General features: G+C 52.5%; 21 protein-coding genes and 1 tRNA gene. 16 read left to right on the top strand and 6 right to left on the bottom strand.

What is annotated here, in order from left to right; all coding sequences use genetic code 11:
- Positions 1-4 precede the first annotated feature (4 nt).
- The gene (gene plsY, locus HVZ52_RS03285; RefSeq protein ID WP_016154536.1) at positions 5-622 is read left to right on the top strand and encodes a glycerol-3-phosphate 1-O-acyltransferase PlsY; all 618 of its coding nucleotides are present in this window, start codon (positions 5-7) and stop codon (positions 620-622) included.
- Between the two features lie 31 nt (positions 623-653).
- Here plsY and HVZ52_RS03280 read toward each other — a convergent pair whose 3' ends face one another.
- The gene (locus tag HVZ52_RS03280) at positions 654-1,595 is read right to left on the bottom strand and encodes a LysR family transcriptional regulator (protein ID WP_016154537.1); all 942 of its coding nucleotides are present in this window, start codon (positions 1,593-1,595) and stop codon (positions 654-656) included.
- Between the two features lie 212 nt (positions 1,596-1,807).
- Between HVZ52_RS03280 and ttdA the strand changes: the two genes are divergently transcribed.
- The 10 genes from ttdA (at position 1,808) to ureG (ending at position 9,883) form a co-directional block, all read left to right on the top strand.
- The gene (ttdA, locus tag HVZ52_RS03275; protein WP_016154538.1) at positions 1,808-2,716 is read left to right on the top strand and encodes a L(+)-tartrate dehydratase subunit alpha; all 909 of its coding nucleotides are present in this window, start codon (positions 1,808-1,810) and stop codon (positions 2,714-2,716) included.
- A complete protein-coding gene (gene ttdB, locus HVZ52_RS03270) occupies positions 2,713-3,318 on the top strand; it encodes a L(+)-tartrate dehydratase subunit beta (RefSeq protein ID WP_016154539.1) in 606 nt (201 codons plus the stop codon). The genes ttdA and ttdB overlap by 4 nt, the downstream gene beginning before the upstream one ends.
- 48 nt (positions 3,319-3,366) lie before the next feature.
- The gene (locus HVZ52_RS03265; RefSeq protein WP_049283285.1) at positions 3,367-4,830 is read left to right on the top strand and encodes an anion permease; all 1,464 of its coding nucleotides are present in this window, start codon (positions 3,367-3,369) and stop codon (positions 4,828-4,830) included.
- Between the two features lie 123 nt (positions 4,831-4,953).
- Entirely contained in the window at positions 4,954-5,778 is an 825-nt protein-coding gene (locus tag HVZ52_RS03260; RefSeq protein WP_220132813.1) for an urease accessory protein UreD, read from the top strand.
- 10 nt (positions 5,779-5,788) lie between these two features.
- Positions 5,789-6,091, top strand: a complete 303-nt coding sequence (locus HVZ52_RS03255) for an urease subunit gamma (protein WP_016154542.1) — start codon at positions 5,789-5,791, stop codon at positions 6,089-6,091.
- A gap of 9 nt (positions 6,092-6,100) precedes the next feature.
- Entirely contained in the window at positions 6,101-6,421 is a 321-nt protein-coding gene (locus tag HVZ52_RS03250) for an urease subunit beta (RefSeq protein ID WP_016154543.1), read from the top strand.
- The gene (gene ureC, locus HVZ52_RS03245; RefSeq protein ID WP_019077710.1) at positions 6,414-8,117 is read left to right on the top strand and encodes an urease subunit alpha; all 1,704 of its coding nucleotides are present in this window, start codon (positions 6,414-6,416) and stop codon (positions 8,115-8,117) included. Before HVZ52_RS03250 ends, ureC begins: the two co-directional genes overlap by 8 nt.
- A gap of 9 nt (positions 8,118-8,126) precedes the next feature.
- Positions 8,127-8,585: an urease accessory protein UreE gene (gene ureE, locus HVZ52_RS03240; protein WP_016157501.1), complete on the top strand. Its 459-nt coding sequence runs from the start codon at positions 8,127-8,129 to the stop codon at positions 8,583-8,585.
- Entirely contained in the window at positions 8,585-9,256 is a 672-nt protein-coding gene (locus HVZ52_RS03235) for an urease accessory protein UreF (RefSeq protein WP_181598859.1), read from the top strand. The genes ureE and HVZ52_RS03235 overlap by 1 nt, the downstream gene beginning before the upstream one ends.
- A 9-nt stretch (positions 9,257-9,265) precedes the next feature.
- Entirely contained in the window at positions 9,266-9,883 is a 618-nt protein-coding gene (gene ureG / locus HVZ52_RS03230; protein WP_181598858.1) for an urease accessory protein UreG, read from the top strand.
- A 48-nt stretch (positions 9,884-9,931) separates the two neighbouring features.
- Here the strand turns inward: ureG and tsaD are convergent, their stop codons facing one another.
- Complete coding sequence (gene tsaD / locus HVZ52_RS03225; protein ID WP_181598857.1) at positions 9,932-10,945, bottom strand: tRNA (adenosine(37)-N6)-threonylcarbamoyltransferase complex transferase subunit TsaD; 1,014 nt, start codon at positions 10,943-10,945, stop codon at positions 9,932-9,934.
- Positions 10,946-11,180: 235 nt separating this feature from the next.
- Between tsaD and rpsU the strand changes: the two genes are divergently transcribed.
- The 3 genes from rpsU (at position 11,181) to rpoD (ending at position 15,391) form a co-directional block, all read left to right on the top strand.
- Complete coding sequence (gene rpsU / locus HVZ52_RS03220; RefSeq protein ID WP_001144069.1) at positions 11,181-11,396, top strand: 30S ribosomal protein S21; 216 nt, start codon at positions 11,181-11,183, stop codon at positions 11,394-11,396.
- Between the two features lie 240 nt (positions 11,397-11,636).
- Positions 11,637-13,382 (top strand): DNA primase, encoded by a 1,746-nt coding sequence (gene dnaG / locus HVZ52_RS03215; protein WP_019077713.1) that lies wholly within the window; start codon positions 11,637-11,639, stop codon positions 13,380-13,382.
- A gap of 164 nt (positions 13,383-13,546) precedes the next feature.
- Entirely contained in the window at positions 13,547-15,391 is a 1,845-nt protein-coding gene (rpoD, locus tag HVZ52_RS03210; RefSeq protein ID WP_016154549.1) for an RNA polymerase sigma factor RpoD, read from the top strand.
- A gap of 45 nt (positions 15,392-15,436) precedes the next feature.
- Here rpoD and mug read toward each other — a convergent pair whose 3' ends face one another.
- The gene (gene mug, locus HVZ52_RS03205; RefSeq protein ID WP_181598856.1) at positions 15,437-15,943 is read right to left on the bottom strand and encodes a G/U mismatch-specific DNA glycosylase; all 507 of its coding nucleotides are present in this window, start codon (positions 15,941-15,943) and stop codon (positions 15,437-15,439) included.
- Between the two features lie 125 nt (positions 15,944-16,068).
- Between mug and HVZ52_RS03200 the strand changes: the two genes are divergently transcribed.
- Both HVZ52_RS03200 and HVZ52_RS03195 read left to right on the top strand, forming a co-directional pair.
- Positions 16,069-16,144 (top strand) — tRNA-Ile (locus tag HVZ52_RS03200).
- Positions 16,145-16,682: 538 nt separating this feature from the next.
- Positions 16,683-17,708, top strand: coding sequence for a phage portal protein (locus HVZ52_RS03195; RefSeq protein WP_181598855.1), 1,026 nt, complete (start codon positions 16,683-16,685; stop codon positions 17,706-17,708).
- Between the two features lie 27 nt (positions 17,709-17,735).
- On the opposite strand, the gene HVZ52_RS03190 is transcribed toward HVZ52_RS03195, so the two are convergent.
- From HVZ52_RS03190 to HVZ52_RS03180, 3 genes are all read right to left on the bottom strand, one after another.
- Positions 17,736-19,406: a hypothetical protein gene (locus HVZ52_RS03190; protein ID WP_181598854.1), complete on the bottom strand. Its 1,671-nt coding sequence runs from the start codon at positions 19,404-19,406 to the stop codon at positions 17,736-17,738.
- Positions 19,407-19,730: 324 nt separating this feature from the next.
- On the bottom strand, positions 19,731-20,003 hold the full coding sequence (locus tag HVZ52_RS03185; RefSeq protein ID WP_023225877.1) for an ogr/Delta-like zinc finger family protein: 273 nt from the start codon (positions 20,001-20,003) through the stop codon (positions 19,731-19,733).
- Positions 20,003-20,764, bottom strand: a complete 762-nt coding sequence (locus tag HVZ52_RS03180; protein WP_181598853.1) for a septation initiation protein — start codon at positions 20,762-20,764, stop codon at positions 20,003-20,005. Before HVZ52_RS03180 ends, HVZ52_RS03185 begins: the two co-directional genes overlap by 1 nt.
- Positions 20,765-21,027: the final 263 nt, after the last annotated feature.

Genomic DNA, 21,027 nt, shown 5'->3' with positions numbered 1-21,027 from the left:
GCTTATGAGTGCAATCGCGCCTGGAATGATTATCTTCGCGTACCTCTGTGGCTCAATTTCCAGTGCTATTCTGGTATGCCGCCTTGCTGGATTACCGGACCCGCGTGACAGCGGCTCTGGGAATCCGGGCGCGACAAACGTATTGCGCATCGGTGGCAAAGGAGCCGCCGTCGCGGTGCTGATTTTCGACGTCCTGAAAGGTATGTTACCCGTCTGGGGTGCCTATGCGCTAGGCATTAGCCCCTTCTGGCTGGGATTGATCGCGATCGCCGCCTGTCTGGGTCACATTTGGCCGGTCTTCTTCGGCTTTAAAGGTGGGAAAGGCGTTGCCACCGCCTTTGGCGCAATTGCGCCGATTGGTTGGGATTTAACCGGCGTGATGGCCGGAACCTGGCTGCTGACCGTCTTATTAAGCGGCTATTCATCATTAGGCGCTATCGTCAGCGCGCTGATCGCCCCCTTTTACGTCTGGTGGTTCAATCCCCAGTTCACTTTCCCGGTGTCCATGCTGTCGTGCTTAATTCTGTTACGCCACCATGACAACATTCAGCGTCTGTGGCGTCGTCAGGAGCCAAAGATCTGGACCAAGCTGAAGAAAAAACGCGAAAGAGACCCAGAGTGATTTTAATGTCGGATAGCGACGCCACAGCGTCTTATCCGGCGTGGGGAATGTGATACCCCTCTACCGGTTTGCCTAATCGGTGCTGGCACCACGTCGCCAGAAACTCCACGCACACCCGAAGCTTCACGCTGCGGTACAGCGGCTCCTGATAAACCGCCCAGATATTGGCGCTTTGCGCATAGTCCGGCAGCACGCGCACCAGTTCACCGCTTGCCAGAAACGGCTGCAGGTCCCATTCGGAACGCAGCATAATCCCTTTTCCCTGTAGCGCCCACTGCAACACAATCTCGCCGCTGTTAGAGGAGAGATGTCCCGCCACCTTGACCGACTTTTTCTCCTGGCCGTTATCCAGCTCCCACACCCCGTGCGTCATATCGCGTTCTTTAGTGACCAGGCAATCATGACGACTTAATTCCTGCAGCGTTGTCGGCTCACCGTATTTTTGTAAATACGTCGGCGCTGCACATAATATTCTTCTATTTTTCGTTAACAAATGCGCAATATAATAATCCGGAATCTCGTCATTAATACGAATATCCAAATCGATATTATCCTGCGCCAAATCAATTTGCCGATCATAAAGTTCAAAATGCACCTGTAATTCAGGATAGCTATGCATCAGTTCGGTAATAGCCGGTGCAATATAACTGCGCCCAAAGCCAAAGCTACAGCCGATACGAATCATCCCTGCCGGGCGCGTTTTGAGTTGCGTGACGTCATCGACCAGATGCTGATAGCCCGCAAGAATAGCCTGCGCATGTTCATAACAACGTTGACCACTCTCCGTGAGTGTCACGCCGCGCGCGGAGCGGCTTAGCAGCGTCGTCCCCAGCGTGGACTCAAGGATCTGAATGCGTTTCGTCACAAACGCGGGCGTTTGTCCGAGCGCCGCGGCGGCGGCACTGAAGCTGCCGCTATGAACAATTTCAACCAGGACCTGCAGGTCTTTCGCGAGGGGATACGTGTTCAGCATGATCGGTATATCCGTAAAGTTGTTAACCGCAGTGTAATTCCCTCATGCATATTAAACCCTGCCTTTGCGCAATTTTTATTGCTTATCTGAACATCATTCACGATCTGTTAATTGGATATTCACAGTGGCAAATAATATAAACCCACATTTTTAGTGGTAGTTTGTGGAGGAGAATTTATTTCCAGATAAATAAAAGAACTGGAGTTAACAAGATGAGCAATCAAAATAACCAAAATGCGATAACTACGCTGACAAACATTGTCGCCGATTTTACCGCCATGATTTCTACCCGCATGCCTGACGACGTCGTAGATAAATTAAAACAGCTGCGTGAAGGCGAAACTTCGCCGATGGGTAAAATCATCTACCACACCATGTTTGACAACATGCAGAAAGCTATCGACCTGAACCGTCCGGCCTGTCAGGACACCGGCGAGATTATGTTCTTTGTGAAGGTCGGCTCCCGTTTTCCGCTGCTGGGCGAACTGCAAAGCATCCTGAAACAGGCCGTTGAAGACGCCACGGTAAAAGCGCCGCTGCGCCATAACGCGGTCGAGATTTTTGACGAAGTGAATACCGGCAAAAATACCGGTACCGGTGTGCCGTGGGTCACCTGGGACATCATCCCTGATAACGACGACGCGGAAATCGAAGTCTACATGGCAGGCGGCGGTTGTACGCTGCCGGGACGTTCGAAAGTGTTAATGCCTTCTGAAGGCTACGAGGGCGTGGTGAAATTTGTCTTCGAAAATATCTCCACGTTGGCAGTCAACGCTTGCCCGCCGGTGCTGGTGGGCGTAGGTATTGCCACCTCTGTGGAAACCGCCGCCGTCCTTTCTCGTAAAGCGGTGCTACGTCCTATCGGATCACGTCATCCGAATCCAAAAGCGGCCGAACTGGAACTGCGTCTGGAAGAAGGGCTGAACCGTCTGGGCATTGGCCCGCAAGGGTTGACCGGGAATAGCTCGGTGATGGGCGTGCATATCGAATCCGCCGCACGCCATCCGTCGACTATCGGCGTTGCCGTTTCTACCGGGTGCTGGGCACACCGTCGCGGCACTCTGTTGGTTCATGCTGACCTCTCCTTCGAAAACCTGTCTCACACCCGGAGCGCGTTATGAAAAAGATCCTCACAACCCCGATCAAAGCCGAAGATCTGGCCGACATTCGCGTTGGCGATGTCATCTACCTGACCGGTACGCTGGTGACCTGCCGTGACGTGTGTCACCGCCGCCTGATCGAACTGAAGCGCCCGATTCCTTATGACCTGAACGGCAAAGCCATTTTCCACGCGGGGCCCATCGTACGTAAGAACGGTGAAAAATGGGAGATGGTCTCCGTTGGCCCAACCACCAGCATGCGTATGGAAGCGTTTGAGAAAGACTTTATCGAGCAGACGGGCGTCAAACTGGTGGTCGGCAAGGGCGGCATGGGACCGCTAACGGAAGCAGGCTGCAAACAGTTTAAAGCGCTGCACGTAATCTTCCCGGCAGGTTGTGCGGTCGTGGCGGCAACCCAGGTTGAAGAGATCGAAGAGGTACACTGGACCGAACTTGGCATGCCGGAATCCCTGTGGGTATGTCGGGTTAAAGAGTTCGGCCCGCTGATCGTTTCCATCGATACCCACGGCAATAACCTGATCGCCGAAAACAAAAAGCTGTTCGCCGAACGTCGCGATCCTATCGTCGATGAAATCTGCGAACACGTGCACTACATCAAATAACCCTCCCGGAGAGGCGCTGCGCCTCTCCCTTTTCGTAGGGATATAACAATGGCACCTTTAGCTGGTTGGTGGCGATACCTGGCTCCGCTGGTGGTCATCGCCATTATTGCTGTACTGCCCGTCCCCAACGGCCTTGAGAGCCACACCTGGCTCTATTTTGCCGTTTTTACCGGTGTGATTGTGGGGCTTATTCTGGAACCTGTACCGGGCGCGGTGGTGGCGATGATTGGCATTTCGATCATCGCCGTCCTTTCACCGTGGCTGCTGTTCAGCCCGGAGCAACTCGCGCAGGACGGTTTTAAATTTACCGCCAAATCGCTGTCATGGGCGGTCTCTGGTTTTTCAAACTCGGTAATCTGGCTTATCTTCGCGGCCTTTATGTTTGGTACCGGCTATGAGAAAACCGGGCTCGGTCGACGTATCGCGCTGATGCTGGTGAAAAAGATGGGGCACCGGACGCTGTTTCTCGGCTATGCGGTGATGTTCTCTGAACTTATCCTCGCTCCCGTCACGCCATCCAACTCCGCGCGCGGGGCCGGAATAATCTACCCGATTATCCGCAACCTGCCGCCGCTGTATAACTCGCAGCCCAATAGCGCCAGTTCTCGCTCCATTGGCTCGTACATTATGTGGATGGGCATTGTCGCCGACTGCGTCACCAGCGCCATTTTCTTAACGGCGATGGCGCCGAACCTGCTGTTAATCGGCCTGATGAAAGGCGCGTCCCACACGGCGCTGAGCTGGGGCGACTGGTTCTTAGGCATGCTGCCGCTGAGTATTTTACTGGTGCTGATTGTGCCCTGGCTGGCGTACGTGTTGTATCCACCGGTGCTGAAATCCGGTGATCAGGTTCCGCGCTGGGCGGATACAGAGCTAAAAGCAATGGGACCGCTCTGCGCACGCGAGAAAAAGATGTTGGTGCTGATGGTCGGCGCACTGGTGCTGTGGATTTTCGGCGGCGATTACATTGACGCCGCGATGGTCGGATACAGCGTAGTGGCGTTGATGCTGGTACTGCGCATCATTAGCTGGGATGACATCGTCAGTAATAAAGCCGCGTGGAACGTCTTTTTCTGGCTGGCCTCGCTGATAACGCTGGCGACCGGGCTCAATAACACCGGTTTTATTACCTGGTTCGGCAAGCTGCTGGCAAACGGGTTGAGCGGCTATTCGCCGATGATGGTGATGGTGGCGCTCATTGTGGTGTTCTATCTGCTGCGCTACTTCTTTGCCAGCGCCACGGCGTATACCTCCGCCCTGGCACCGATGATGATTGCCGCCGCGCTGGCGATGCCGGAAATTCCACTTCCGGTCTTCTGCCTGATGGTCGGCGCAGCCATTGGTCTCGGCAGCATTCTGACCCCGTATGCCACCGGTCCTAGCCCTATCTACTACGGCAGCGGCTATTTGCCGACGGTAGATTACTGGCGACTCGGTGCTATTTTTGGCCTGATTTTCCTTGTGCTGCTGGTGATTACCGGTCTGGTCTGGATGCCCCTCGTTTTACTGTAAAACCCCATTGGGGCGGCATATTGTCGCCCCTTTATCCATAAGCTTCTCATATGATCGATTTCCCGATGCGCTGAGGCATACTTTTTTGTATGCAAACACCCTCATGCTGATAAGGGAAACGCTCTGGACACGGTTGCGCACGAGACACTCACACGGGGCTGGCAGGCCGAACTGGATCTGCATTTCACCCGCACTGGGCACAACACGGTGCTCGCCTCGGCGCGTCATCATGGTCCATTGACGGTTCAGCGCCCGTTTTACCCGGAAGAGGACGTCTGCCACCTCTATTTGCTTCATCCACCCGCGGGGATCGTCGGCGGGGATGAACTACACATTGGCGTAACTCTCAACGAAAACAGCCATGCGTTAATCACCCAGCCCGGCGCGGGAAAGTTTTATCGCAGCGGTGGGCCGCAGGCGTTGCTGCGCCAACATTTCACGCTCGCCCCGCACGCCACGCTGGAGTGGCTCCCCCAGGATACGATCCTCTTTCCCGGCGCCAACGCCACTATCCAGTCCGTCTTTCACATCGCGTCGGAGAGTCGACTGCTGGCCTGGGATCTGCTGTGCCTTGGGCGACCGGTTATGCAGGAGTCCTTCAGCCACGGCACGCTGCAAAACCGTCTGGAAGTGTGGCGAGATGGGCAGCCGCTGCTGATAGAGCGCTTGCAGTTGCAGAAGGGGGAGCTGAGCGGCGTCGCGCACCATCCCTGGGTCGGCACGTTGCTGTGTTATCCGGCCACTGAAAACATGCTGGAAGGCACGCGCGAGCGGCTGACGCCGCTTGGCGATTACGCCGGGGCAACGCTTAACGACTCACTGCTGACGATCCGCTTTCTTGCCGACGACAACCTGATTGTTCAGCGCGTTATGCGTGACATCTGGCAATTTCTGCGCCCGCTTTTGACACACAAACCGCCCGTACTACCGCGAATCTGGCAAACCTAAGAGACCCCATATGGAACTAACCCCCAGAGAAAAAGACAAGCTGTTGCTGTTTACCGCCGCGCTGGTGGCAGAACGTCGCCTGGCCCGCGGGCTGAAGCTGAACTATCCGGAATCGGTGGCGCTAATTAGCGCTTTCATCATGGAAGGGGCACGCGATGGTCAAACCGTGGCCTCGCTGATGGAAGACGGGCGTCACGTCCTGCGCCGCGATCAGGTGATGGAAGGCGTACCGGAGATGATCCCAGATATTCAGGTTGAAGCGACGTTTCCGGACGGATCAAAGCTGGTCACCGTCCACAACCCGATCGTTTAAGGAGCGGCAATGATCCCAGGTGAATATCAGATAGCCAAAGGCAATATCGCGCTCAATCAGGGGCGGGAAACCTGTACGATCGTGGTGGAAAACCATGGCGACAGACCCATCCAGGTGGGATCGCACTATCACTTTTCCGAGGTGAACCCGGCGCTGCGCTTTGACAGGCGGGCTGCACGCGGCTTTCGTCTAAACATTCCTGCGGGCACGGCGGTACGTTTTGAGCCGGGACAAAAACGCGAAGTCGAACTGGTGCGCGTCGCTGGCGCACAAAGGATCGTGGGTTTTCGCAGCGAAGTGATGGGGGCACTGGAGGCAAATGATGAGTGAAATTTCACGGCAGGCGTACGCCGACATGTTTGGCCCAACCACCGGCGATAAGGTACGTCTGGCGGATACCGACCTGTGGATTGAGGTGGAAAAAGACTTCACCACCTACGGCGAAGAGGTCAAATTCGGCGGCGGGAAAGTGATCCGCGACGGCATGGGTCAGGGACAAATGCGCGCGCAAGCGTGTGTGGATCTGGTGATAACCAACGCCCTGATCGTCGATCACTGGGGGATCGTGAAAGCGGATATCGGCATCAAGGACGCCAGGATCTTCGCCATCGGCAAAGCGGGTAATCCCGATATTCAGCCCGACGTCACGATCCCGATCGGCGTGGGAACTGAAGTCATCGCCGGGGAAGGCAAGATCGTCACCGCGGGCGGCGTGGATACGCATATTCACTGGATCTGCCCACAGCAGGCACAGGAGGCGCTGGTTTCCGGCGTAACGACGATGATCGGCGGCGGTACCGGCCCGGCAGCAGGAACTAACGCCACCACCTGCACGCCGGGTCCGTGGTACATCGCGCGCATGCTGCAGGCGGCAGACGCCTTGCCGGTTAACATCGGTTTGCTCGGCAAAGGCAACGGCTCAAACCCTGACGCCCTGCGCGAGCAAATCACCGCGGGCGCCATTGGCCTGAAAATCCATGAAGATTGGGGCGCTACGCCAGCCGCCATCAACTGTTCCCTGGAAGTAGCAGAGGAGATGGATATCCAGGTGGCGCTGCACAGCGATACGCTCAATGAGTCCGGTTTCGTTGAAGATACGCTGGCGGCGATTGGCGATCGCACCATTCATACTTTCCACACCGAAGGCGCGGGCGGCGGCCATGCGCCAGATATCATCACCGCCTGCGCGCATCCGAATATTCTGCCCTCCTCCACTAACCCGACGCTGCCCTATACCGTCAACACCATCGACGAGCATCTCGACATGCTGATGGTTTGCCACCACCTCGATCCGGATATCGCCGAAGACGTGGCCTTTGCCGAATCACGCATTCGCCGGGAAACGATCGCTGCCGAAGATGTGCTGCATGACATTGGCGCGTTTTCCCTGACCTCGTCCGATTCACAGGCGATGGGGCGCGTGGGCGAAGTGATCCTGCGCACCTGGCAGGTGGCGCACCGCATGAAGGTTCAGCGTGGTCCGCTGGCGGAAGAAACAGGCGACAACGACAACCAGCGCGTTAAACGCTACGTCGCCAAATACACCATCAACCCGGCGCTAACCCACGGCATCGCCCACGAAGTTGGCTCCGTTGAGCCTGGCAAACTGGCCGATCTGGTGCTGTGGTCCCCAGCCTTTTTTGGCGTAAAACCAGCGACGATCGTAAAGGGCGGGATGATCGCCTGTGCGCCGATGGGCGATATCAACGCCTCGATCCCCACCCCGCAGCCGGTGCATTACCGCATGATGTTCGGCGCACTTGGCGCGGCGCGGCATCGTACTCGGCTGACCTTTATTTCGCAGGCCGCTAACGCGCAAAACATCCCGCAGCAGCTCAATTTGCAAAGCGCCATCGCCGTCGTCAAAGGCTGTCGGACGGTGAAAAAGGCCGACATGATCCACAACGGCCTGCAACCCAATATCACCGTCGATGCTCAGACTTATGAGGTGCGCATTGATGGCGAACTTATCACCAGCGAACCGGCAGACGTTTTGCCGATGGCGCAACGCTATTTCCTGTTTTGAGGAGTGACGATGATCTACCTGACCCAACGCCTTGACCACGCCCACCGCGTCACCGCAAGCGTCACGCTACCCATTGATATTCGAGTAAAAAGCCGTGCCAGAGTGACGCTGAACGACGGTCGCGAAGCCGGGCTAATGCTTCCGCGCGGTTTGCTGTTACGCAGTGGTGATCTGCTGACCACCGAAGATGGCAGCGAGGTGATCGAAGTGATCGCCGCGCCGGAGTCGGTTTCCGTGGTGCGCTGCGCCGATCCTTTCCTGCTCGCCAAAGCCTGTTATCACCTCGGCAATCGCCACGTTCCGCTGCAAATTCTGCCGGATGAGTTGCGCTACCATCACGATCATGTGCTGGACGCCATGTTGCGCCAGTTCAGCCTGGAGGTGACGTTCGCTCAACTACCGTTTGAACCGGAAGCAGGCGCTTATGCCAGTGAATCACACGGGCATCATCACGCCCATGCGCACTGATGCATAACATCCAACAGTTGCGTCTGATGCAGCTCGCCAGCAGCGCTCTCCCGGTGGGGTCGTTTACCTGGTCCCAGGGTCTGGAGTGGGCGGTTGAAATCGGCTGGGTGAAAAGCGCCGATGACTTCTCTAACTGGCAAATCCAGCAGATGGAGCAGAACTTCTTTACCGTCGACCTACCGCTACTGGCGAGACTGTATCGCGCCTGCGAGCAGGACGATCTCGCTGCAGCACGCCGCTGGAGCGCTTACCTGTTGGCCTGTCGGGAAACCCGCGAACTACGGGATGAAGAACGCAGTCGGGGCGCGGCGTTTACGCGGCTGGTCACCGACTGGGAAGCAGATTGCTCGCGGGAGTGGCGCACGCTCTTTGTCGACAGCCAACTCTGCGGTATGGCCTGGCTGGGCGTGCGCTGGAAAATCCCCCTGACGGAGCTGGCGTTAAGCCTCGGCTACGGCTGGATTGAGAGCGCAGTGATGGCTGGCGTCAAACTGGTTCCATTTGGGCAGCAGGCGGCCCAGCGTTTGATCATTGCGCTCTGCAATCGGTATGCGCAAGGTTTGGCACAGGCGCTGGCGTGTTCTGACGCCAGCCTCGGCTCCGCAACGCCGTTGGCGGCCATCGCATCTGCCCGGCATGAAACCCAATATTCCCGATTATTCCGCTCCTGAGGAGAAAAAATGAGTAACAACAAGCATCCCCTGCGCGTGGGCGTTGGCGGCCCGGTTGGCTCCGGCAAAACGGCGCTGCTGGAAGCGTTATGCAAATCCATGCGCAGCAGCTATCAACTGGCGGTGGTAACCAACGATATCTATACCAAAGAAGATCAGCGCATTCTCACCGAAGCAGGCGCACTGGAGCCAGACAGGATCGTCGGCGTGGAAACCGGCGGTTGCCCGCACACCGCTATCCGTGAAGATGCGTCGATGAATCTGGCCGCCGTAGAGGCGCTGAGCGAGAAATTCGGCAATCTGGATCTGATTTTTGTGGAAAGCGGCGGCGATAACCTGAGCGCCACCTTCAGCCCGGAATTAGCGGATCTGACGATCTATGTGATCGACGTTGCCGAAGGTGAGAAGATCCCGCGTAAGGGTGGCCCGGGGATCACCAAATCTGATTTTCTGGTGATCAATAAAACCGATCTGGCCCCTTACGTGGGCGCCTCGCTGGAGGTGATGGAGCGCGATACCCTACGCATGCGCGGCGAGCATCCGTGGACGTTTAGTAATTTAAAATCCGGAGAGGGTCTGGAAAAAATTATCGCGTTTCTGGAAGAGAAAGGGATGCTGCGGGAGTAGAGTATTGCCCGGTGGCGCTACGCTTACCGGGCCTACAATATTATGTGCTTATGCCGCCGGTAATTCCGCCAGCGGCCAGCGAGGACGCACGGTCACGCCAAGATCCGCCGTTGCACCCGCTTTAAAACGCACCATGCCCGCGTAGGCGATCATCGCCCCGTTATCGGTGCAAAATTCCGGACGCGCGTAAAACACTTCGCCACGACGCTTGTGCATCATCTCGGCCAGTTTTGCGCGCAGCGTACGGTTAGCGCTCACGCCCCCCGCCATCACCAGACGTTTAAAACCGGTTTGATCCAGCGCGCGTTTACACTTGATCATCAGCGTATCAACCACAGCATCTTCAAACGCACGAGCGATATCTGCACGCGTCTGATCGTCATTTTCATTATTACGAATGGTATTCGCGGCGAAGGTTTTCAGGCCGGAGAAGCTGAAATCCAGACCCGGACGGTCGGTCATCGGGCGCGGGAAGACAAAGCGTTTTTCAACGCCTTGCGATGCAAGCTTTGACAGCATTGGGCCGCCAGGATAATCCAGCCCCAGCAGCTTGGCCGTTTTATCGAACGCTTCACCAGCGGCATCATCTATCGATTCACCCAGCAATTCATACTGCCCAATACCGGTGACGCTGATCAGCTGCGTGTGACCGCCGGAAACCAGCAGCGCAACGAAGGGGAAAGCAGGGGGATTATCTTCCAGCATCGGCGCCAGCAGATGCCCTTCCATATGGTGCACAGGAATTGCCGGTACGCCCCAGGCGAACGCCAGCGAACGTCCTACGGTTGCGCCGACCAGCAGCGCGCCAACCAGACCAGGACCTGCGGTATACGCCACCGCATCAATCTCTTTTGCCGTCAGTCCCGCTTCTTTCAGCGCGGCCTGGATCAGCGGTACGGTTTTACGTACGTGATCGCGCGAGGCCAGTTCTGGCACTACGCCGCCGTAGTCAGCATGTAATTTCACCTGACTATACAATTGGTTGGCTAAAAGACCTTTTTCATCGTCGTAAATGGCGATGCCGGTTTCATCGCAGGATGTTTCAATACCCAGTACACGCATGACTTGTTTTACCTCGCTCTATTACCGCGCAGTGTAGGACCAATGCGGGTTGATGTAAAACTTTGTTCGCCCCAGGAGTTCCGCTCGTGTATACTCCTTATCCTTATAAAAGTCCCTTTCAAAATCGCGTCGGTGCTTTACAAAGCAGCAGCAATTGCAGTAAAATTCCGCACCATTTTGAAATAAGCTGGCGTTGATGCCAGCGGCAAACCGAATTTATAAAGGTGAGAGTTACATGCCGGTAATTAAAGTACGTGAAAACGAGCCGTTCGACGTAGCACTGCGTCGCTTCAAGCGTTCATGCGAAAAAGCAGGTGTTCTGGCGGAAGTTCGTCGTCGTGAGTTCTATGAAAAACCGACTACTGAACGTAAGCGCGCTAAAGCTTCTGCTGTGAAACGTCACGCGAAGAAACTGGCTCGCGAAAACGCACGCCGTACTCGTCTGTACTAATCCATTGAGAGCCAAGGCTCTCAATTCAGACAGAGTTGTAGTTGTAAGGCCGTGCTTCCGGAAGGAATGCGCGGCTTGTTTTCGTTTATACGCGTCATCATTCAAGCTGCCTCTGCGTTGGCTGCAGTCGTTCCCTCCAGTCACGTACTGATGTACGCTCCTGAGGATTCGCTCCCTTGCCGTCTTGAAGCATCTTGAATGATTTTGTGTATATAAGTCATAAAAAAATAAACGGGGCATATGGCTGGACGAATTCCACGCGTATTTATAAATGACCTGCTGGCAAGAACCGACATTGTCGATCTCATCGACGCGCGGGTAAAGCTGAAGAAGCAGGGCAAAAATTATCACGCGTGCTGTCCGTTCCATAACGAAAAAACCCCCTCTTTCACCGTAAACGGTGAGAAACAGTTTTATCACTGCTTTGGGTGTGGCGCACATGGCAACGCCGTCGACTTTCTCATGAACTACGACAAGCTCGAGTTTGTGGAAACCGTCGAAGAACTGGCCGCAATGCACAACCTTGAAGTGCCCTATGAAGCAGGCAGTGGCCCTAGTCAGATAGAGCGCCATCAACGGCAAAGCCTTTATCAATTGATGGACGGCCTGAACACTTTTTATCAACAGTCTTTGATGCAACCCGCCGCTACCCCCGCGCGCCAGTACCTGGAAAAGCGAGGATTAAGTAGCGACGTGATCACCCGTTTTGCTATTGGTTTTGCGCCCCCCGGCTGGGACAACGTCCTGAAACGGTTTGGCGGCAATGCTGAGAATCGTAAATCGCTGGTCGATGCGGGAATGTTGGTCACCAACGATCAGGGACGCAGTTACGATCGCTTCCGCGAACGGGTGATGTTCCCCATCCGCGACAAACGTGGTCGAGTCATTGGTTTTGGTGGACGCGTGCTGGGCGATGCCCTGCCGAAGTATCTCAACTCCCCGGAAACCGATATTTTCCATAAAGGTCGCCAGCTGTATGGCCTTTATGAAGCCCAGCAGGATAACGCCGATCCGCAGCGCCTGTTAGTGGTAGAAGGCTATATGGATGTGGTGGCGCTGGCGCAATACGGCATTAACTACGCTGTGGCATCCCTTGGGACGTCAACCACCGCCGATCACATCCAGTTGTTGTTCCGCGCGACGAACAACGTAATTTGCTGTTACGACGGTGACCGTGCCGGACGCGACGCAGCATGGCGCGCGCTGGAAACCGCACTGCCCTATATGACAGACGGACGCCAGCTACGCTTTATGTTTTTACCTGACGGCGAAGACCCCGATACGCTGGTGCGTAAAGAAGGGAAAGAGGCCTTTGAAGCCCGGATGGAGCAGGCGCTGCCACTCTCCGCGTTTTTATTTAACAGCCTGATGCCACAGGTGGATTTGAGTACCCCAGACGGACGCGCACAGCTCAGCACGCTGGCATTACCGCTGATTACTCAGGTACCAGGCGAAACGTTGCGCATTTATCTGCGACAGGAGTTGGGAAACAAGCTCGGCATTCTCGATGACAGCCAGCTTGAACGTTTAATGCCAAAACTGGCAGAAAATGGGGCTTCCCGCCCTGTTCCACAGCTAAAACGTACGACCATGCGTATACTTATAGGGTTGCTGGTACAGAACCCGGGTCTCGCCCCGCTGGTTCCGCCGTTAGGCGCACTGGATAGCAATAAACTGCCTGGACTTGGCTTATTCAGAGAACTGGTCAACACTTGTCTGGCTCAGCCAGGTCTGACCACCGGACAACTTTTAGAACACTATCGTGGCACAAATGATGCTGCGACCCTTGAAAAACTGTCGATGTGGGACGATATAGCAGATAAAGATATCGCAGAAAAAACCTTCACCGACTCACTCAACCATATGTTTGATTCGATGCTTGAGCTGCGCCAGGAAGAGTTGATAGCTCGTGAGCGCACACACGGTTTAAGCAGCGAAGAACGCCGGGAACTCTGGACGCTGAACCAGGAACTGGCCAAGAAATAACAGAAAGACAAAAGTATTTAACGGCTTAACTGCCGAATATCGCTCGGGAAGCCCCCGACAGCCGCACGGAGAGGCAGCGGCAAAATATAAGTATGCCCTCGTTTTGCCGTTGGCGGTTTTACCGCCCAACACCAATCAAACGAATTAAGTGTGGATACCGTCTTATGGAGCAAAACCCGCAGTCACAGCTGAAGCTACTTGTCCAACGTGGTAAGGAGCAAGGCTATCTGACCTATGCCGAGGTCAATGACCATCTGCCGGAAGATATCGTCGATTCAGATCAAATCGAAGACATCATCCAAATGATCAATGACATGGGTATTCAGGTGATGGAAGAAGCACCTGATGCCGATGATCTGCTGCTTGCTGAAACCTCCAACAGCACCGATGAAGACGCGGAAGAAGCGGCTGCCCAGGTTCTGTCCAGCGTTGAGTCCGAAATCGGTCGTACAACTGACCCGGTCCGCATGTACATGCGTGAAATGGGTACCGTTGAACTGTTAACCCGTGAAGGCGAAATCGACATCGCTAAACGCATCGAAGACGGGATTAACCAGGTTCAATGCTCCGTTGCCGAATACCCGGAAGCCATCACCTACCTGCTTGAGCAATACGATCGTGTAGAAGCTGAAGAAGCGCGTCTTTCCGATCTGATCACCGGCTTTGTCGATCCGAACGCGGAAGAAGACATGGCGCCAACGGCGACACACGTCGGTTCTGAGCTCTCTCAGGAAGAGATGGATGACGATGCAGACGAAGATGAAGAAGATGATGACGACAGCAGCGATGACGACAACAGCATCGACCCTGAATTAGCGCGTGAAAAATTCGGTGAACTGCGTACTCAGTACGAAATCACTCGCGACACCATCAAAGCGAAAGGCCGCAGCCATGCTGCCGCGCAGGAAGAAATTCAGAAGCTGTCTGAAGTGTTCAAACAGTTCCGCCTGGTTCCGAAGCAATTCGACTACCTGGTAAACAGCATGCGCGTCATGATGGACCGCGTGCGTACTCAGGAACGTCTGATCATGAAGCTCTGCGTTGAGCAGTGCAAAATGCCGAAGAAAAACTTCATCACCCTGTTCACTGGCAACGAAACCAGCGAAACCTGGTTCAACGCGGCAATCGCGATGAACAAACCGTGGTCTGAAAAACTGCACGACGTGGCAGATGATGTTCACCGCGGACTGCAGAAACTGCAGCAGATTGAAGAAGAAACCGGCCTGACCATTGAGCAGGTTAAAGACATCAACCGTCGCATGTCCATCGGTGAAGCGAAAGCCCGCCGTGCGAAAAAAGAGATGGTTGAAGCGAACTTACGTCTGGTTATCTCTATCGCCAAGAAATACACCAACCGTGGTCTGCAGTTCCTGGATTTGATTCAGGAAGGTAACATCGGTCTGATGAAAGCGGTTGATAAGTTTGAATACCGTCGTGGTTACAAGTTCTCTACCTATGCAACCTGGTGGATCCGTCAGGCGATCACCCGCTCGATCGCGGATCAGGCACGTACCATCCGTATCCCGGTACATATGATTGAGACCATCAACAAGCTCAACCGTATCTCCCGTCAGATGCTGCAAGAGATGGGCCGCGAGCCGACGCCGGAAGAGCTGGCTGAACGCATGCTGATGCCGGAAGACAAGATCCGTAAAGTGCTGAAGATCGCTAAAGAGCCTATCTCCATGGAAACGCCGATCGGCGACGATGAAGATTCGCATCTGGGTGATTTCATCGAGGATACCACCCTCGAGCTGCCGCTGGATTCTGCTACCACCGAGAGCCTGCGTGCCGCAACGCACGACGTTCTGGCTGGCCTGACCGCCCGTGAAGCAAAAGTTCTGCGTATGCGTTTCGGTATCGATATGAATACCGACCACACGCTGGAAGAAGTCGGTAAACAGTTCGACGTTACCCGCGAACGTATCCGTCAGATCGAAGCGAAAGCGCTGCGTAAACTGCGCCACCCGAGCCGCTCTGAAGTGCTGCGTAGCTTCCTCGACGATTAATCTCGCCGCATAAGCATAAACGCCACCGCAAGGTGGCGTTTTTCTTTATAGTCCCCGCCTGGCCAGGGCGTCATTCACTTCCTGATACGCCTCCACCAGTTTATCCAGCGTAATCCGGCTTAATCCGCTGGGATTCGGCAAAACCCATATTTTCGTCGCGCCAATAGTCAGCGTTTGTTTTCCCCACTGCGCCCCACGCTGGCTGAGGCCCTGCTCAAATGCCTGCTTCCCAAGGATTGCGAGTCCGGCGGGCTGATACTCTTCTATTTTCTCAATGAGCTTACGACCGCCGTTGCGCATCTCCTGTAACTTCACTTCATTGGCTTGCACCGTCGGTCTGTCGACAAATTTAGTCACGCCGCAACGGAAGTCCAGCAAGTGTTGTGCCTCTTCGGGTTTGAGCTGGCGATCGGTAAATCCCGCCTGATGGATGACCTTCCAGAAGCGATTAGCGGGATGTGCAAAGGGGAATCCTGTACCTGCGGAAGACAACCCCGGATTGATGCCGCAAAACACCACCCGCAGCCCCGGCGCCAGTATGTCCTTAACCATAATTACTCCCATCAATACATCAGAGGAACAAGTATAACGGACTGAAAATACATTGTTTATAAAAACAGCATCCGTACGCTTATGTCTGGATTGCAACGCGGAGTTACTTTATAATCCACCGCCACGGCCCCTTAGCTCAGTGGTTAGAGCAGGCGACTCATAATCGCTTGGTCGCTGGTTCAAGTCCAGCAGGGGCCACCAAATAAAACAAGGACTTGCGAGAAATCGCAAGTCCTTTTTGTTTTATTAAGGCTACTTATAGGCTACTTATAGGCTACTTTTTTCGATTATTACTGATTATTTAAACAGCAAAAAACCTACATGAATTCAATCTCATCTTTAAAAATGTAAAAAAATCTCTAAATAAAAAGTCACGAATTCTTTGATTAACATCTGTCGGCTGAAAAATGATCAAAAAAGTTATCACACCCCACGCATTATACAATGCTGCTCGCAAACCAGCGCCAACTCTGGGAAGTCAGGGGGATACACCCTAAAGTATTTTTTTCACTTTATGTATACCAGAATGGCTTTAAATCACTCACCATCCAGCGCTATAACCGGGTTTAACCGTGTATACCATCGCCCATGTGATATGACGTATTCTCACTCATAAAACCCTTTATTGTATCGAATTTGACACAATGCCCGCCTGCAGTAATCAAACAGTCAAGCAAATATCGTTGTGCTGTTCATTACACACCTGATCCCTCAAGAATTGTTCACAGCGAGAAAGAATATGGATAATCAGGACAAAATTTCTGACCGTGAGGTTACTGCAACGGCAGAGCCGCAGTCCTCTGCAGAATGTTTCACCTTTGGCGATCCCATTCCAGTACTGGACCGGCGCGAACTGCTGGACTATGTGGAATGCGTGCAAATGGATCGCTGGTATGAGCCGCCGGTGAGTTTTGCAGGGTTGGCACGTACCTACCGCGCAGCCGTACATCACAGTTCACCAATTGCCGTTAAGCGCGACATTCTCAGCAGTACCTATATCCCGCATCGCCTGCTCAGCCAGCAGTCTTTCACCCGTTTCGTTCAGGATTATCTGGTGTTTGGTAATGCCTATCTGGAAAAGCGCACTAACCGGCTGGGTGGTGTCCTCTCACTGGAGCCAGCGCTGGCAAAGTATACCCGGCGCGGTGTTGACCTAGAATCCTACTGGTTTGTGAACTATAGCCTGACGACGCAGCCTTATGAGTTCACCAGAGGCAATATTTTTCACCTGATGGAGCCGGATATTAACCAGGAGATTTACGGGCTGCCCGGTTATCTCTCTGCCATTCCGTCAACCTTGCTCAACGAGTCCGCAACGCTGTTCCGCCGGAAGTATTACATCAACGGTAGTCATGCGGGTTTCATCATGTACATGACAGACGCGGCGCAGAATCAGGAGGACGTGAACAACATCCGCGAGGCAATGAAAAGTGCCAAAGGGCCGGGAAACTTTCGCAATCTTTTTATGTACTCGCCCAATGGTAAAAAGGACGGCATCCAGATCATCCCGCTGTCAGAGGTGGCGGCAAAAGATGAGTTTATGAATATCAAGAATGTGAGTCGTGATGACATGATGGCAGCGCACCGCGTGCCACCGCAGATGATGGGTATCATACCTAACAACACTGGTGGTTTTGGCGATGTGGAAAAAGCAAGTCGTGTGTTTGTTCGTAATGAATTACTCCCCCTCCAAAAACGTTGCGAAGAGTTGAATGAATGGCTAAATGAAAAAGTAATAAAATTTAGGCCATACTTATTAGATTAAATGAAAGGGCCTTAAACGGCCCACATTTTATTTTTTGCTAAACATCAAGCCTGTAGCTGTTCTTTTATAATTGGTTAGTTTTTCCTCTCTATTTTTAAAACTAGTTCTAATATCTTTTAGAGTTGGCAAACCCAATGTCCCAAGTGTAAAACTAGCCAAGGCTAATTCAGGTTTGTTAATTAATGCAGAAGCAATACCGAAAGCACCATTAACTATAAATGGTGCAACTTCCACACCTAAAATTCTTAGTTTTTCTTTTCTGATTTTTTCAAGGAAACGTTGATGTTGAATAAATGCCCTATCCACATTATCAATTACCCTTTGTGAAGAAGCATTATAATCACGAGGAGATGCACTAATTACCTCAGAAATACCGATTGATAGAATATTTCGTATTTCCGGCATTAATCCGTTACGCCTTATTTCAAGGATGTTATTCAAAGGGATATCTCCTAACCAAGAAAAACCGCCTTGCATCCCTTTGGATAAAGCATTGACCATATGTAACTCTTTTAAATTTTCATTATCAATGTTAAAGTCAAGAGCTTCATATTCCATCAACCAAGTGTAATAAAGCCAAGAGGTTTCTGCATTAATATATGGCGTACTTCTAAAATCTTGAGCATTTATTCTTGCTGCAAGTGCCTGTGGCATTCGACCAGTGCATGTGAACATCACCTCAATTCCTGGATTACCATTATGAACTGGGGATTTCATTTTCTCAGGATCGGCTAAATGCCGTTCTAGTTGCGCTCGTCCGCCGGGTCCCCACTCGGTATCAAAAATTAATCTTTCAGGGCGTTTTAATTCTCTAAAAACTTTATCAACATCAGTTAATGATGAACTAAAATCAAACAATTCATCCTTACTCTCAAAACTTCTGCCATATAGATATTGAGCATGGGCAAGAACAAAAGGCGTTGCGCGCGCATGCAGCCCCTCGTTATCATCACTACTAAAATCACGTTTATCAGGAAGAACTAGTACTATAGCAGGTTCAATATCCTCCAATGCTAAATTTCTGTAAGTCATGCATGTTAAAACGTGTTTCATTAATAAGAAACAAAAATGTTTTTTATTAGTAACACCATGTATTTTCCCCACTCTCAATATAGGGCACGGTAATATTATTGTATCGATATAAAGACCAGTGCAAGATACTGCATTTTCTGTATATGCAGGAAAAAGATCACCTGCAAAATTTGCTTTTAACTGTTCACCATCTTGGAGATGAATTTCACCAATTTCATAAGCTGTCTCCCAAAACTCCTTAACATCAGAAAGCAACTCTGGAAAAATCTGATCTAGATGATCTACGAAATCACTTTGTTCAGAAATGAAATGAGCTACTTGATACGGTTGAGCCTTACTTTTAATAAAGTCATCATAAAATTGATAGAAATTGCTGAATAGAATCTTAAAATACGCTTCTTGAAAGTCGACTATATTGTACTTTTTCTTAATTTCATTACGTTCAAAAAAATGATTTACTGCTGCACCCATCGCTCTGATGCGTCCATCAACGGTAGTTGGGTCAACTTTTCCATCAGGCCTTAACCTAATTTTATCGAAACTCTCTTTAAATCCATCCACAAGATGGCTAGCGATATGCATTTTACCAGCTTCAAGTTGTCTCTTGATTAAGAAAACACGATCAGTCAGACCAGATATGTAATCCTCATCGTAACCATTGTCCATAACCAACCCTCTACGTATTGAATAAAATTCGTTCCAAATTATCGAATAATACTATCGTTCCTTTTTTTGATAAAAACCATTACTTTCAGCGCTTACGTGCGCAGCCCCGCCCGCCTGCCCGCTTCGCTTAACAGAATGGTTTTCATGCACCCCGTAAATCGTCTCAGGAGCCGCCATACAAGGGCTTTCACGCCAAAAACGGCGCATGATACTCATGCGTTTTCATGCGCCATAGAGATGCACTCATGCGTTCTCAGGCCAGCCAGGAAAAAGCGTAAAAAAATCCCGGTACCGGGCCGGGATTAGGTAGCCGTTTTTTGCTAATCAGACAGGGATTTGCTGGCGGCTTGATAACTTTGATGCAGAGCCATAGCGATTGAGCGTTTTCAGTTGTTTTTCCGGCACTTGTACTTTGTCTGATTCCTGTTCATTACGACGGGGTTTCATAATTATCGTATCCACACTTTCCAGTGCGGTAAATGTGCAGGAACATTCAAGATTCTGGCACTGATACCATGAGCGTTTAACCGATGGTGCTTCATAGGCGGAGGTTCTGGCGTGTGCCGTAGTGCCGCATTCGGGACATTTAAGTGCCATCAGATACCCTCCGCGGCTCGGTTCCGTTTTTGCAGTTCTTCACGTTCCTGCCGGATCTTCATTTTATGAAGGGCCGCCGGAGAGGGAAGTTTGCGGAAATCAGCAAGGGCAGCATAATCCGGCGCAACACCTGCCAGTTTAAACACAGGGTCCTGTTCCGGCATCGCAGCGTTAGTAAGAGCCGGTTTGGTGATATGTTTGTGAATAAAGTCTTTCAGTACTGTGCCCGGGTCATTAACTGAATTCACCACACCCACAACGGCACTGGCTTCCCGCCCCATTGTGGTTTTGAGCAGGCTCAGTGTCTGGATTAACGCCTTACCATGCGACTGCATGAAGTCTTCCCAGATTTGCTTTGCGCGAATTTCCACAAGGGTGTTATGTGCGCTGATATACTGCCCGGCTAATTTCCCGGCTTCCTGCGGTAATAAGGCATTTTCGCTTTCCTGAGCTGCCAGCAGTTCATCAAAATCCTCAAGCGTTTCTCGTCCCAGCGCAATTTCAGTGCGCAGTTTTTTCATTTCCTTTGAGACTACGCCCTGGCTTTCACGAAACAACGTGCGCCACTCCTCATTCAGGGCGTTCGTCGTGGCTTCCATTTCAGCGCGGCGCTGGCGGATAGTTGCAATATTATCCGCAGCCGCTTTCTGCCGACGACGTGTTTCAAGCCATGCACTTCTGGCTGTGTTCAGGGTTTCCAGTGCCCGCTGCGTTACAGCCGGAAAAGTGGAAAGGCTGGTATTCTCTGCTGGGTTGTTCATGACTTCTCCTGTCGGGTTGGTTCGTTACGTCAATTGTGTCGTGGCTGACACAAGCGCACTACCGGTGCTCAGTGTGTGGTGGCTGGCACAACGGGCGTTTGCGGTTATTCAGACGTGGCTATGAAAGCCAGCCAGAAAAAATGCCTCTGTTTCAGTCTGCTTTATGTCCCTGATGCGGTGGAACAGGTGAAACATGTGTTACGGCATTGTTTTATAAAGTATTTATATGCACAGCACAGGTGGAACATCGCGGGTAACAAGGT

It is taken from the genome of Citrobacter sp. RHB36-C18, assembly GCF_013814485.1.
In the GTDB taxonomy this organism is placed as follows: Bacteria; Pseudomonadota; Gammaproteobacteria; order Enterobacterales; family Enterobacteriaceae; genus Citrobacter; species Citrobacter braakii.
This window is presented reverse-complemented; position numbering and strand designations above follow the sequence as displayed.